At 67.8% G+C, this 12,935-nt stretch carries 14 protein-coding genes; 6 read left to right on the forward strand and 8 right to left on the reverse strand.

What is annotated here, in order from left to right; genetic code table 11:
* Positions 1-43 precede the first annotated feature (43 nt).
* A complete protein-coding gene (locus HV766_RS13195) occupies positions 44-868 on the forward strand; it encodes an AraC family transcriptional regulator (RefSeq protein WP_175181486.1) in 825 nt (274 codons plus the stop codon).
* An 82-nt stretch (positions 869-950) separates the two neighbouring features.
* On the forward strand, positions 951-1,910 hold the full coding sequence (locus HV766_RS13200) for a DMT family transporter (protein ID WP_175181274.1): 960 nt from the start codon (positions 951-953) through the stop codon (positions 1,908-1,910).
* A 13-nt stretch (positions 1,911-1,923) separates the two neighbouring features.
* Here the strand turns inward: HV766_RS13200 and HV766_RS13205 are convergent, their stop codons facing one another.
* Together HV766_RS13205 and HV766_RS13210 are read right to left on the reverse strand one after the other, a co-directional pair.
* Positions 1,924-2,598, reverse strand: coding sequence for an HAD family hydrolase (locus tag HV766_RS13205; RefSeq protein WP_119449408.1), 675 nt, complete (start codon positions 2,596-2,598; stop codon positions 1,924-1,926).
* Between the two features lie 70 nt (positions 2,599-2,668).
* A complete protein-coding gene (locus HV766_RS13210; RefSeq protein WP_175181275.1) occupies positions 2,669-3,847 on the reverse strand; it encodes an MFS transporter in 1,179 nt (392 codons plus the stop codon).
* Positions 3,848-3,954: 107 nt separating this feature from the next.
* Here HV766_RS13210 and HV766_RS13215 point away from each other — a divergent pair, with 107 nt between their 5' ends.
* Entirely contained in the window at positions 3,955-4,893 is a 939-nt protein-coding gene (locus tag HV766_RS13215; RefSeq protein WP_119449407.1) for a LysR family transcriptional regulator, read from the forward strand.
* On the opposite strand, the gene HV766_RS13220 is transcribed toward HV766_RS13215, so the two are convergent.
* Entirely contained in the window at positions 4,860-5,651 is a 792-nt protein-coding gene (locus tag HV766_RS13220) for a DUF169 domain-containing protein (protein ID WP_175181276.1), read from the reverse strand. The two genes, HV766_RS13215 and HV766_RS13220, sit on opposite strands and share 34 nt — an antisense overlap.
* Before the next feature lie 175 nt (positions 5,652-5,826).
* On the opposite strand from HV766_RS13220, the gene HV766_RS13225 reads away from it, so the two are divergent.
* Positions 5,827-6,576: an SDR family oxidoreductase gene (locus HV766_RS13225; RefSeq protein ID WP_054456432.1), complete on the forward strand. Its 750-nt coding sequence runs from the start codon at positions 5,827-5,829 to the stop codon at positions 6,574-6,576.
* A gap of 47 nt (positions 6,577-6,623) precedes the next feature.
* Here HV766_RS13225 and HV766_RS13230 read toward each other — a convergent pair whose 3' ends face one another.
* On the reverse strand, positions 6,624-7,403 hold the full coding sequence (locus HV766_RS13230) for a HEAT repeat domain-containing protein (protein ID WP_175181277.1): 780 nt from the start codon (positions 7,401-7,403) through the stop codon (positions 6,624-6,626).
* The gene (locus HV766_RS13235; RefSeq protein ID WP_225588743.1) at positions 7,400-7,930 is read right to left on the reverse strand and encodes a MarR family winged helix-turn-helix transcriptional regulator; all 531 of its coding nucleotides are present in this window, start codon (positions 7,928-7,930) and stop codon (positions 7,400-7,402) included. The genes HV766_RS13230 and HV766_RS13235 overlap by 4 nt, the downstream gene beginning before the upstream one ends.
* Positions 7,931-8,055: 125 nt before the next feature.
* Here HV766_RS13235 and HV766_RS13240 point away from each other — a divergent pair, with 125 nt between their 5' ends.
* Together HV766_RS13240 and HV766_RS13245 are read left to right on the forward strand one after the other, a co-directional pair.
* Positions 8,056-8,571, forward strand: coding sequence for a GNAT family N-acetyltransferase (locus HV766_RS13240; RefSeq protein ID WP_175181278.1), 516 nt, complete (start codon positions 8,056-8,058; stop codon positions 8,569-8,571).
* Between the two features lie 35 nt (positions 8,572-8,606).
* Positions 8,607-9,065, forward strand: coding sequence for a bleomycin resistance protein (locus HV766_RS13245; RefSeq protein ID WP_175181279.1), 459 nt, complete (start codon positions 8,607-8,609; stop codon positions 9,063-9,065).
* Between the two features lie 43 nt (positions 9,066-9,108).
* Here HV766_RS13245 and HV766_RS13250 read toward each other — a convergent pair whose 3' ends face one another.
* From HV766_RS13250 to HV766_RS13260, 3 genes are all read right to left on the reverse strand, one after another.
* Positions 9,109-11,073 carry a TRAP transporter large permease gene (locus HV766_RS13250; protein WP_175181280.1) on the reverse strand — a complete coding sequence of 655 codons (1,965 nt, stop codon included), beginning with the start codon at positions 11,071-11,073 and terminating at the stop codon, positions 9,109-9,111.
* Positions 11,070-11,693: a TRAP transporter small permease subunit gene (locus tag HV766_RS13255; RefSeq protein ID WP_054456427.1), complete on the reverse strand. Its 624-nt coding sequence runs from the start codon at positions 11,691-11,693 to the stop codon at positions 11,070-11,072. The genes HV766_RS13250 and HV766_RS13255 overlap by 4 nt, the downstream gene beginning before the upstream one ends.
* An 80-nt stretch (positions 11,694-11,773) precedes the next feature.
* Positions 11,774-12,898, reverse strand: coding sequence for a TRAP transporter substrate-binding protein (locus HV766_RS13260; RefSeq protein ID WP_054456426.1), 1,125 nt, complete (start codon positions 12,896-12,898; stop codon positions 11,774-11,776).
* Between the last annotated feature and the right edge of the window lie 37 nt (positions 12,899-12,935).

The following is a 12,935-nucleotide window of genomic DNA, read 5'->3' on the forward strand; positions in this document are numbered from 1 at the left end:
GCGCCCCGCCGACCATGCCCTCTCCGACCTTGCCGCGCCCGTCATGCCGGGCGTGCCGCAGGCGTTCGAGCATCCCGGCGACCGCGCCGAGTTCCGGCAGGCGGCGCACCTGCCCGGCGTGGAGCTGTACCGCGCGCACATCGTCCGCTACGCCTTCGAGCCACATACCCACGAAGCCTACGGGCTGGGCGCGATCGAGTCCGGCGTCGAGCGCTTCCGCTACCGGGGGGCGGAGCATCTGGCGCCCTCGGGCTCGGTGGTGCTGATGAACCCCGACGAATTGCATACCGGCCGCGCCGAAACCGAGGGCGGCTGGCGCTACCGCATGGTCTACCTGGACCCGGACGTGGTGGCCCGCGTCACCGGCGAAAGCGGCTGGTGGTTCGATACGGCGGTCGGCCATGACGCGGCCGGCGCGCAGCGCGTCACCGCGCTGCTGGACACCTTATGGCAGGCGCGCGAACCGCTGGCGTTCGACAGCGCCTTGTACGCGCTGCTGGGCGAGTTTCGCCGCCACGCGCGTGTGCCGCGCACGGCCAGGGACACCGGCGCGCCGCGCTTTGCGCCCGTCATCGATTACCTGCGCGCCAACCTGGCGCGCCGCCTGACGCTGGACGAGCTCGCGGCCGTGGCCGGCCTCAGCCCTTTTCATTTCCTGCGCAGCTTCCAGGCGCAATACCACGCCACGCCGCAGCAGATGCTGATGGCGCTGCGGCTGTTCGAAGCCAAGCGCCGGCTGGCCGCGGGCGAATCGCCTGCCCAGGTGGCGCTGGCCTCGGGACTGACCGACCAGGCGCATCTGACCCGCGCCTTCTCGCGCCGCTACGGCGTCACGCCCGCGCGCTACCAAAAGCAAGTCCGCGCCTGAGCCCCGCACCGCAATCTGGTACAAGACGCGCCGCCCGCCCGCTGGCTAGACTGCCGCCATTCGTGACCTGGAGCGACGTCGTATGTGGGCTGGAACCCTTTATGCCCTGGCCGCCGGCCTGATGTGGGGGCTGGTGTTCGTGGGTCCCCTGCTGCTGCCGGAATACCCTGCCGCGCTGCAATCCGTGGCGCGCTACCTGGCGTTCGGCCTGATCGCCCTGCCGCTGGCCTGGCTGGATCGCCGCGGCCTGCGCGAGTTGCAGCGCGCCGACTGGATCGAGGCGCTGAAGCTCGCCGCCATCGGCAACCTGCTCTACTACCTGTGCCTGGCCAGCGCCATCCAGCGCGCGGGCGGGCCGCTGCCCACCATGATTATCGGTACGCTCCCCGTGGTCATCGCCATCAGCGCCAACCTGCGCAACGCTCGGCGCGACGGCCGGCTGCCCTGGAAGCGGCTGGCGCCCGCGCTGGCGCTGATCGCGTTGGGCATCGCCTGCGTCAATCAGGTGGAATTGCAAGCCTTGCGCCAGGATACCGACGCCGACATGTCGCGCTACGCCATCGGCGCGCTGCTGGCGCTGGGCGCAGTGGCGTGCTGGACCTGGTATCCGCTGCGTAACGCGGACTGGCTGCGCGCCCATCCCGACCGCAGCCCGCGCACCTGGGCCACGGCCCAGGGCGTGGCGACATTGCCGCTGGCGCTGGCGGGCTATCTTGTGCTGTGGGCCGGCATGGCCGCGGCCGGCAGCGACTTTCCCATGCCGGCTGGTCCCAGGCCCGAGGTCTTCCTGGCCTTGATGGCGATCATCGGCCTGTTCGCGTCCTGGCTGGGCACCTTGTGCTGGAACGAAGCCAGCCAGCGCCTGCCCACCGCGCTGGCGGGGCAGTTGATCGTGTTCGAAACGCTGGCAGCGCTGGCCTATGCCTACATCCTGCGCGGGCAGATGCCCCAGCCGCTGACGCTGATCGGCATCGCCTGCCTGATGGTGGGCGTGCTGCGCGCGGTGCGGGTCAAGCCGGAGCCCTTGCCTGCCGCGGCATAGGCGCGCGCGCGTCCTAGTCCAGCAGCAACTCAGGCAAGCGCCGCAAATCGTCGATGACGTCCGATGCGCCTTCGTCCAGCAAGCGCTGGCGCTGGTCCGGCCCGTTATGCGAAGCGCCCACGTAGCCGATGGCGCGCATGCGCGCGGCGCGAGCGGCACGCACGCCGGGCACGCTGTCTTCCACCACCACGCAATCCAGGATTGCGGCGCGCATCTGCCGGGCGGCAAAGAGAAACACGTCCGGCGCCGGCTTGCCGTGCGCCACCTGCGCGGTGCTGAACACATTGGGCGCGAACTGATCCCACAGGCCAACCAGCTTCAAGGCCGCCTCCAGCTTGGGCGGCGTGCTGCTGGAGGCCACGCAGACCTGCAGGCCGCGCTCGCGCAGCATGCGAACCGTCTCCAGCGCGCCCGGCAACGCGCGCAACTCCTGGCGGAAGATGGCTTCCAGCCCGTCCGCGTATTCGCGCGCAAATCCTTCGGGCAGACTGCGGGCGTTTTCCTGTTGCAAGGTCTGCCACATGTCCGCATCGGGGATGCCTGCGAAGCGGCGCGCGGCGTCCTCGGGCGTGATGGCAATGCCATGCGCGGCCAGCGCCCGCGATTGGGCGCGCGCCGCGATGATTTCGCTATCGATCAGGACGCCGTCGCAGTCGAAGATGACCAGGCTGGGGGGAGGCGTGTGCATGGTGGCTCCATTTCAGGACAAGTTCCCATGATATGCCTGGCTCGTGACACCACCGCGCGATCCGGGCGCTCTATAACCCCGGACCTTTGAGGCGCCGCAAGCGCCACGCCAGAAACACCCCGCCCAGCCCGGCGGCCGCGACGATCAGCGATGCCACCGACCAGCCGTAGCGGTCGATCGCGCCGCCCACCGCCACCGGGCCGATCACCTGGCCCAGGCCGCTCCCCTGCATCACCAGCCCCACCGAAGCCGGTGTCAACGCCGGCCGCGGCGCCAGCAGCGGCGCCGTGCCCAGCAGGGTGGCCGGTATCAGTCCGCCCACCGCCGAGAACAGCACACACAGCAGGAAGGTGGGCATGGCCGGCAGCACCGAGCGAAAGATCAACAGCGCCACCGCGCCCATGATCAGGCTGGCGCAGGCGATCAGGGTGGAACGCCGCCAGCCGCGCGCCAGCAACACGCCCGCGCCCAGGTTGCCGACCACGTTGGCGGCGCTGGCGATGGCGCTGTACAGGCCGGCGGTCGCCAGCGGCAGGCCCAGTTGCTCGGTCAGCAGCACGGGCAGGAAGGTGAACAACGCGAAGAACATCAGACTGTAGAGCGTGAACGACAGCGCCAGCAGGCGCGGACCGGGCGCGCCCATGGTATCGACCGTGTCCTGCCGCAAGCCCCGCCACGACAGGCTGGCCCCGCCCGGGTTGGCCGGCGCCAGCGCCGCCACGCATACCATGGCCACCAGCACCGCTGCGCCGGCGCACCACCAATAGGCCTGCCAGCCGCTGAAGGCCTGCGAGGCCAGCATCGCAATCGCCATGCCCGCCGGCATGTAGCAACTCCACAGCGCGAAGGCGAAGTCGCGGGTGGATGCCGACACCATGCGTTGCAGGGCCGCGGGTCCAGCCACGGTAATCATCAGAAAGCCCAGGCCCTCCACCACCCGCGAGACCAGCAGGACGCTGTAGGCGGACGCCATCGCGCCCATCACGGAGCCCACCGCCGTCGCCGCCAGGCCCGCCAGCAGCATGCGCCGCGCGCCATAGCGGTTGATGACGCCGCCCGCGGCAATGCCGCCGACCAGGCCCAGGATCGAAAACACCGCGGCCAGCGCGCCGATGGAGGCCAGATCCAGCCCCATGTCCTTGCGCAGCAAGGGCGCTGCAATGATGACCTTGCCCACTTGCAGCGCCGCAACCACCCCTGCCCCCACGATGGCCAGCACCGCCGACCAGCGCGTTCCTTCCTTGCCCATCCTTGTCTCCCTTGTTTTACGACCCAGCCAGGATGCCAGCGCAAACCGATCCCGGTAAGTGATAATCTTTTGATGGAATTGATCGATTGGATAGATCAGCCGGCAGAATGATAGACGCCCTGACCCTGGACCAGTTGCGCGTATTCGCCGCCGTGGCCGACGCCGGCAGTTTCCGCGCGGCCGCGCGCCGCCTGTCGCGCGTGCAATCGGCCGTCAGCCACGCCATTGCCAACATGGAAGCGCAGCTGGGCGTGACCCTGTTCGACCGCAGCGGCCACCGGCCCGTGATGACGCCGCAAGGCGCGGCCCTGCTGGCCAACGCCCGCGACATCCTGCTCCGCGTGGACGCCATGCGCGCCCGCGCCCAGGGCCTGGGCGAAGGCGTCGAGCTGGAACTGTCGCTGGCGGTGGACACGCTGTTTCCGATCGCCGACGTAGGCGCCGCCCTGAACGCGCTGCGCGCCGTCTATCCGTCCGTCGCCGTGCGCGTATCCGTGCTGCCCCTGGGCGGCCCGGTGGAAGCCCTGCTGACGCGCAGCCATACGCTGGCCATCGTCGCCGGCGACCATTTCCGCAATCCGCGGATCGTGATGCAGGCGCTGTCGTCCGTGCAGATGGTGGCGGTGGTGGGCGCGGGCCACGCCTTGGCGCAGCGCGTCGCGGCCGACATGCCACTGGGTCCGGCCGAACTCGCCGACCACGTGCAGATCGTGCAGACGGATCCCTCCACGCTGACCCAGGGCCGGGACTTCGCAGTGCTGTCGCCGCAGACCTGCCGCGTCAGCGGCCAGGACACCAAGCACGCCCTGATCCTGGCGGGCGTGGGCTGGGGCCGGCTGCCCTACTGGCAGGTGGAACGCGACCTGGCCGAAGGCCGCCTGCTGCGCCTGCCGACCGACAGCCTGGGGCGCGGCAGCCAGGTGGTCAGCGAAACCTATCTGGCGCACCGCATCGACCAGCCGCTGGGACCGGCCGCCCGCGTGCTGGCGGGCGCCTTGCGCGCAGCCGTCCATCAGGGCTTGGACGACGCTGGCGCACGCGCATAGCTCACGCCCATGCCGGCGCGCACGTCGTTCTGGATGCCGTAGGGCGGAATCGGGTAGCGCAGGCCGTTGGCCGACAGCGCCTTCATGCCCTCGATTGCGATGGGCAGGTAGCGCGGCGGCAAGGCCATCAGCATTTCCTCGTCGGGCACGCCGCCGTAGCGGCGCTCGGCGTAACAGGGCAAGGACAGGCTGGGCTCGCCGGTGGCGAGCGCGCGGCCCCAGGAGTCGGCACAGGCCGTTTCGCCCACCACGCTCCAGTCAAAGCGCCGGTAGTTCTTCCATTGCAAGCCATTGATGAGGATGATCATCTGGCCCGGTGTGGCGTAGATCAGGCAGACGTCGGGCGGGTCCAGCCGGCCCGAGGCCAGCGGCGACACCACCAGCCCGCGGTACTTGCCCGCCGGCACACAGGACAGCGCCTCCTGGCGCGCCTGGGCATCTTCCTGGGTGGCGTGCCAGACGCCCACGTAATCCTCGCCGCGCTTCCAGGCCTCATCCTGCGGCCCCAGGCCGACCACGGCGCGGCATTGCGCGCCGACCAGGTCGTCGCCCGTGATTCCTACCGTCCAACCGAGCCGGGCGGCCATGCCCACGATCTGGTCGGTGGTGTGCGTGGCCTGCGGACGCCGCAGGCCCTTGACCGCGGCCATGTCGTCTTCGCGCTCGTAGAGCTTCATGCCGATGACCGTGGTCTTCAGGCGCAGCAATTTGTTCAGATCATCGACCAGCAATGCCCAGTTCAGTGTCGTCTCTTCCATGCCCGTCCCTTGGACTGTTTTGTGCGCGGACTTCGCCGCATTGCCGCAGATTGATCGCGGTCAGCAATGACTATAACGAATCGCCCGCCGGGCCCCTGATTGATCTATCGTGGATAGCGGCAAACCCGCCCGCCGCAAACGCGCAGGACACCCCCCGGCTTCCAAGGAGCCCACCATGAACCGTTTCGAACAGAAGACCGTCCTGATCACCGGCGGCACCAGCGGCATCGGCCTGGCCGCCGCCCAGGCTTTCGCCGCCGAGGGTGCCCGCGTCGTCGTCACCGGGCGCGACGCCGCGGTGCTCAAGCAGGTGCGCGCCAGCCTGGGTTCGCATGCGCTGGCGCTGCGCAACGACGCCGGCGCCCCCGGCGCCCCCGCTGCGCTGGCGGCCGAACTGCGCCAGGCCGGCATCCGTCTGGACGCCGTCTTCATCAACGCCGGCGTGGCCCGCTTTGCGCCGCTGGCCGAAGCCACCGAGGCCCTCTGGGACCAAACCTTCTCGACCAACGTCAAAGGCGCCTTTTTCCAGTTGCAGGCGCTGGACCCGCTGCTCAACCCGGGCGCGTCCATCGTGCTAAATGGTTCGATCAACGCCCGCATCGGCATGCCTGCCTCATCGATCTACGCGGCCAGCAAGGCCGCGCTGATTTCGCTGGCCAAGACCTTGTCGGCCGAGCTGCTGCCGCGTGGCATACGCGTCAACGTCATCAGTCCCGGGCCGGTCGCCACGCCGATCTATGACAAGCTGGGCCTGGATGCCGCGGCGCTGGAAAAGACCGCCGCCAGCATCCGCGCCCAGGTGCCGCTGGGGCGTTTCGGCACGCCGCAGGAAATCGCCTCCACGGTGCTGCACCTGGCCTCGCCCGAATCCGCCTTCATCGTGGGCACGGAAATCATCGCGGATGGGGGCATGAGCCAGTTGTAATCGCTGGCCAGCCGGATGGGCGCAAGCGTATCTGCCCAAACCCGCGGCTAGGCGCCGATGGAACGCAGCGCGCGCTGGCAGATGCGTTGCGTCGCCGCGGCCGGCTTGCCCCGCGACCAGCGCGCGCAGACTTCGCGCACCCAGTCCGGCTGGTCCTTGCTGGCGTCATTCAGCCAGTTCGCCACCGAGTCCTGCACGTAGATGGCCGGATCGGCCCGCAGCGGTTCCAGCAGCGGCAACGCGCGGCCGGGATCAGCCTTCAGGGCCGCAATGTGCGCGCACCATACCCCGCGTGGGCGCAGCGACTCGCTGGCAAAACGACGTACGCGTTCGGACGCGTCCGCGGTCCAGGGCCGCAGCAGTTCCACTGCGGCGTCCAGTTCCGCCGCCAATTGTGGACGCACCGCCAGCCAGGCCCATTCCCGCACGCCGAAATGCCCGTCATCGGCCAGCGGCCGGATCAGCGCCACCCGCTGCTGCAAGCTCAGGTCCGGCATTGCACCGACCATGAAGCAGGCCCAGCCCCGGACGGTATCCGAGCGGTGATCACGCAGTTGCTTGAAGGCGTCCGCGCCCAGGCCGTCCAGCAGCGTCCGCGCCGCCACGTCCATGCGCTTGGAGATGCCCGTCGCAGCCTGCGCGCGCAGAACTGCGATGGCTTCGGCGCCGACCTGGGGCGCGGCTGCCTGCATCAATTCGGCAAAGTCCACGGCCAGGCATTCGGTCAGATTGCGTGCCGGCTCGCCCGCGTTCAGCTGCGCCAGGCGTTCCGCGCCGATGTCCTTCACGCCCCTGCCCGTCGGCGCGGCGGCAGCTTTCTTGTTCATTGCGTGCTCTCCTGTCCCGCGGTCCGGCCCGCGTCGGTTCCCTGCCAGATCTTGCCCAGCAGCGTGCGCAGGCGCGCCCGGTCCGCCGGGCCCAAGCCCGCAAACAGGGAATCTATCCAGTCCGTATGCGTCTTGAACAGCTGCGCGGCCTCGGCCCGCCCCTTGGCGCTCAGCTTCACGATGATCTTGCGCCGGTCTTCCTTGCCCGCGCGGCGCGAGACGAAACCATCGCGCTCCAGGCCGTCCAGCAGGCCCGTGACCGTGGCCCGCGTGACGCCCGCGCCATCGGCCAACTCGTGCGGCGACATGCCGTCGGCCTGCTCATGCAGCAGGAACAGCAGCACGAACTTTCCCTCCGACAACTTGCGCGGCGCCAGCCGGGCAGCGCAATCGCGGTCGATGGCGCTGGCCAGCGACAGCAGCTGAAAGCAAAGGGCTATGCCGTCGGCCGACGGCAGGCCGCGCTTGGCGGCGACGTCGAGCAGCGCCCGGTGTTTGGGTTCAAGCATGTGTTGTGGGTCTTGCATGAGTTATCCAGCCCAGTGATTCTCGATGCCGAAATAATAAGGTGCCTAACCATATTTCCGCAAGACGGGCTGGTGGCTATGAACGGCTATCATCCTGGCTACCCAAGCAGCCAGTGAATGAATCCATGCCCTTGCCTCCCCGCGTGACCCTGCGCCGCATGCAGGAAAATGACATCCCCATGCTGCTGGCCATGGAATCCGATCCCGAGGTCATGCGCTACAGCACCGGCATCAAACCGGCAGACGAGGCACGGCGGCAGGAGCTGCTGGCATGGCTGCGGGAACCGCCGACCCAACTGGGCCACTGGGCGATCACAGTAGACGGCGTCGCAATGGGCTGGGTAAGCCTGGTCCCATTGGCTGGCACGGATAGCATCCAGCTTGCCTATCGGCTGCAGCGCGCGGCTTGGGGAAAGGGATATGCAAGCCAGGCCGCGCAGCAATTGTGCGAGTATGCCTGGCGCGAAACGGAAGTTTCCGAACTCGTCGCGGTTGTCTGGCCCGACAACCAAGCCTCCGTACGCGTCCTGGAAAAACTCGGGTTTACGTTCCGGGCGCGCGAACGCCACTACGACCGCAAGACCATCGTCTATGCACTGCCGCGTCCTGCCGCTGGATCCGACCGGTTCCCGCGGCCTTGATTCCCGCCCTCCTGCGCATCCTGCAAATCTCCGCCATGAACTACCCCGTCCTTCCCGCCGCCGAATTCTCCGCCGCCCGCGTCGTGCCCGAACTGCTGGTGTCCGACATCCGCAAGAGCCTGCATTTCTGGTGCGGGCTTTGCGGGTTCTCGATAGCCTACGACCGCCCGGAAGACCGTTTCGCCTATCTGGACAAGCACGGATCCCAGGTCATGCTGGAGGAATACGGCCACGGCAGGAACTGGATCACCGGCCCGCTGGAAGCGCCCTTGGGGCGCGGGATCAATCTGCAGATCGAGGTGCCCGCGATCACGCCTATCGTCGATGCCCTGCGCGGCGCCGGCTGGCCGCTGTATATGGAGCCCGAGGAAAAGTGGTATCGCGCCGGGACCACGGAGGTGGGCGTGCAGCAGTTCCTGGTGCAGGATCCGGACGGCTATCTCATCCGCTATTCGGCAGCCCTGGGCCGGCGCGGCATTCAGGCAGAGGCCTGAGGCAAGGCGGAACGGGAGGCGGCGCGACCGCCGCCCCCGCCTCTTACCGGTACAGTACCGTCGGCAGCCACATGCCAATGCCCGGGAACACGTACAGCAGGAAGATCGCCACCACCTGGATGCCCATGAACGGCATCATGCCCAGGAAGATCTGGTTCAGCGTCACGTGCGGCGGCGACACGCCCTTCAGGTAGAACGCCGACATGGCGACTGGCGGCGACAGGAAAGCCGTCTGCAGGTTCAGCGCGACCAGCAGGCCGAAGAACAGCGGGTCGATGCCGAAGGTGTTGAGCAGCGGCACGAAGATGGGCATGAAGATCACGATGATCTCGGTCCATTCCAGCGGCCAGCCGAGCAGGAAGATGATGACCTGCGCCAGCAGCAGGAACTGCAACTGCGACAGCCCCAGCGACAGCACCCATTCCTCGATGATGCGCTGTCCTCCCAGCAGCGCGAACGCCGCCGAGAAGATCGATGAACCGACGAACAACCAGCACACCATGGCGCTGGTCTTGGCGGTCAGGAACACGGATTCGCGCAGCACCGGCAGGTTCAGCCGCCGGTATGCCAGGGCCAGCAGCGCGCCGCCCATGGCGCCCATGGCGGCGGCCTCGCTGGGCGTGGCCAGGCCGAAGGCGATGGAGCCCAGCACCGCCGCGATCATCACGGCCAGCGGGAAGAACGAGGCCATGAGCATCTTGAAGATTTCCATGCGCGCCCAGGTCAGCATCGCATAGAACGCCACCAGGATGGCCGCGCATATGGCCGCGAAGATCCAGAAACCCTGGGGCGCGGCGATACTCTCGCCGGCCGATGCCGGCGCCTGCGCGGCGGCGGCGGTCTCGGGCGCGGCCGCTGGCGTGGCGGCGGGCGTGCCAGGCGGTTCGGCCAGGCCGCCGGCCGCGGGCGGATCATTCGCAGGCGGTTCGGCCAACTCGTTCGAAGGCGGCTCCGCCAGCCCATCGTCTGCCGGCGGCTCGCTCAGGCCCGAATCGAATCCCCCCGACCCCAGCTGCAACTCGGCAGGGATCTCGTACACGACCGCCGGCCGCGTCGTCGCCTGGTAGACCACGCCCACCAGCAGCACCGTGACCGCCAGCGGCGCAATCGCCAGCGCCATGTTGCGCATCAGGAAGCCGAACGGCACGTCCTTGTTGCGGCGACCCTTGAACAGGGCCGCCAGCATGCCGGACACGGCGCGCGTGTAGCCGCCGGACGCCAGCGCGGCGGATTCCGGGGACAGCGGCACGCCGCGCTCTTCCTTGGGCAGGGGCGGCGCCATGTCGGGGCGCAGCTTGGCCACGATGATCACATAGACCATGTACAGCACGGCCAGCATGATGCCCGGGAACAGCGCGCCGGCATACAGCTGCACCACCGATACGCCGGTGGTCGCGCCATAGACGATCAGCATCACGGAAGGCGGCAGCAGGATGCCCAGGCAGCCGCCAGCGGTAATCGAACCCGCGGTCAGGCGCACGCTGTAGCCGGCCTTCAGCATGGCGGGCATGGCCAGCAGGCCCATCAACGTGACCACGGCGCCCACGATGCCGGTGGCGGTGGCGAAGATCGCGCAGGTCGCCAGCGTGGCCACCGCCAGCGCGCCCGGCAGGCGCGCCAGCGCCAGGTGCATGGAGCGGAACAGTTTTTCGATCAGGTTGGCGCGTTCGACCAGATAGCCCATGAACACGAACAGCGGGATCGAAATCAACGAGTCGTTGGTCATCGTGGCGTAGGTCCGCTGCACCATCAGGTCCAGCGTCTGCCCGACCGAGCGGCCCGCGTCGGAACTCTGCATGTAGTACGCCAGGAAGGTGAACAACACTCCCATGCCCATCAGTGTGAACGCCGTCGGAAAGCCCAGCATGATGGCCACCACGATGAGCGCCAGCATCAAGAGGCCGATATGCCCCGTGGTCAGATGGTCCCAGGGCGTCAGGAACGCGATCATCAGCAGCACCAGGCCGATGCACGACAGGCCGAACCACAGCGCCTTGTGGATCTTCATGAGCGCGGCTCCCCGGTGGTGACGTAGCGGTCCAGCTTGGCGATGTCCTCGTCCTTTACATGCACCATCTTCTTGAGCTTGTCGACGTCCACTTCCTCAACGTCCTCCTCGCGCGAGGGCCAGGCGCCGCGCTTCAGGCACAGCACGCAGCGCAGCACTTCCGCCACGCCCTGCACCAGCAGCACCGCGCCGGCTATCGGGATGAAGGCCTTGAAGGGATAGATGGGCGGCCCGTTGGCCATGAGCGACGAATGCTCGCGGATGGCGATGGAGTAGCCGGCGTAATACCAGCCCGCCCACACCAGCGCGATCACGCCGGGGAAGAAGAACACGATATACAGGATCAGGTCCAGCGCCGCCTGCACGCGCGGCGGCAGGAAGCCGTACAGGATGTCTCCGCGCACGTGTCCGTTCTTGGCCAGGGTATAGGCCCCCGCCATCATGAACAGGATGCCGTAATACATCATCTGCATGTCGAACGCCCAGGCGCTGGGCTGGTTCCACAGGTAGCGCGCGGCCACCTCCCAGCAGACGTGCAAGGTCAGGACTACGATCAACCAGGCAAAGGTTTGCCCGACAAAAGTGGAGATGCGGTCTATGAAACGTATGATTCGGATCATCTCGCTTCCAGGTCAAGACGCATGGCGTCCCGCCGCGCACCGGTGAATGGCGCGCGGCGCGGGATACAGGTACCGGCCCTTCAAGCCTGTTTGGTGGAGCGCGAGAAGTAGTGGTTGTAGGCCATGCGGAAGTTGACCGAGGTGTCCCCGTGCCAGCGCCCCACCCGCTCGGCGAAGGTCCGTTGCGATTCCAGCACCTTCTTGAACAAGGGGTTTTCGGCCGAGCGCTTGGCGATCATCTCGTCCCAGATCTTCAGCTGCTGCTGCAGGATGGCGTCTGGCGTCTTGTAGAACTTGACGTTGTGGTCCTTCTGCAGCTTGACGTAGTCCTGCGAATAGCGGTTCGCCGCCTTCCAGGACATGTCCGCGCTGGAGGCCTGCGCGGCATAGCTGAGGATGTGCTTCAGGTGTTCCGGCAGCGCGTCGTACTTGGCCTTGTTGAAGAGGATTTCGAACTGCTCCGCGCTTTGGTGGAAGCTCTGCAGCATGCAGATCTTGGAGACGTCCTGGAAGCCCAGGGCCAGGTCCGAGGAAGCGTTGTTGAATTCCGCCCCGTCCAGCAGCCCGCGGTCCAGCGCCGGCACGATTTCCCCGCCGGGCAACGCGTTCACGGCCGCGCCCATGGCGGTATACATGTCGATGGCCAGGCCGACGGTGCGGAACTTGAGGCCCTTGACCTCTTCCATCTTGGTGATCGGACGTTTGAACCATCCGAACGGCTGGGTCGGCATCGGCCCGTACATCAGCGACACCACGTTCACGCCCATGGCCTTCTGGATTTCGACCAGCAGCTCCTTGCCGCCGCCGTATTCGTGCCAGGCCAGCAACATGTTGGCGTCCATGCCGAAGGACGGCCCCGATCCCCACAGCGCCACCGCCGTGTTCTTGCCGTACCAGTAGGCGACCACCCCATGCCCGCCGTCCAGCGTGCCCGCGGACACCGCGTCCAGCAGGTCGAAGGCCTTGACCACGGCGCCAGCCGGCAGGATCTCGATCTTCAACTGGCCGCCGGCCATGTCATTGACCTTCTGCGCATAGTCGCGCGCGAACTCGTGGAAGATGTCGTTGGCGGGCCAGGTGCTCTGAAAGCGCAGGGAAACCGGGGCATTCTGTGCCCGGGCAACTGCCGGAAATCCGAGCGCGGCGGCCCCGGCGACAGCGGCGCCGGAGATGAACTTGCGGCGGGGCTTGGTAACGTGTTGCATGGCGTGTTGTCTCCTGAATTAGGACTACATGGACCAG

This window comes from Achromobacter aegrifaciens, assembly GCF_902859735.1.
In the GTDB taxonomy this organism is placed as follows: Bacteria; Pseudomonadota; Gammaproteobacteria; order Burkholderiales; family Burkholderiaceae_B; genus Achromobacter; species Achromobacter aegrifaciens.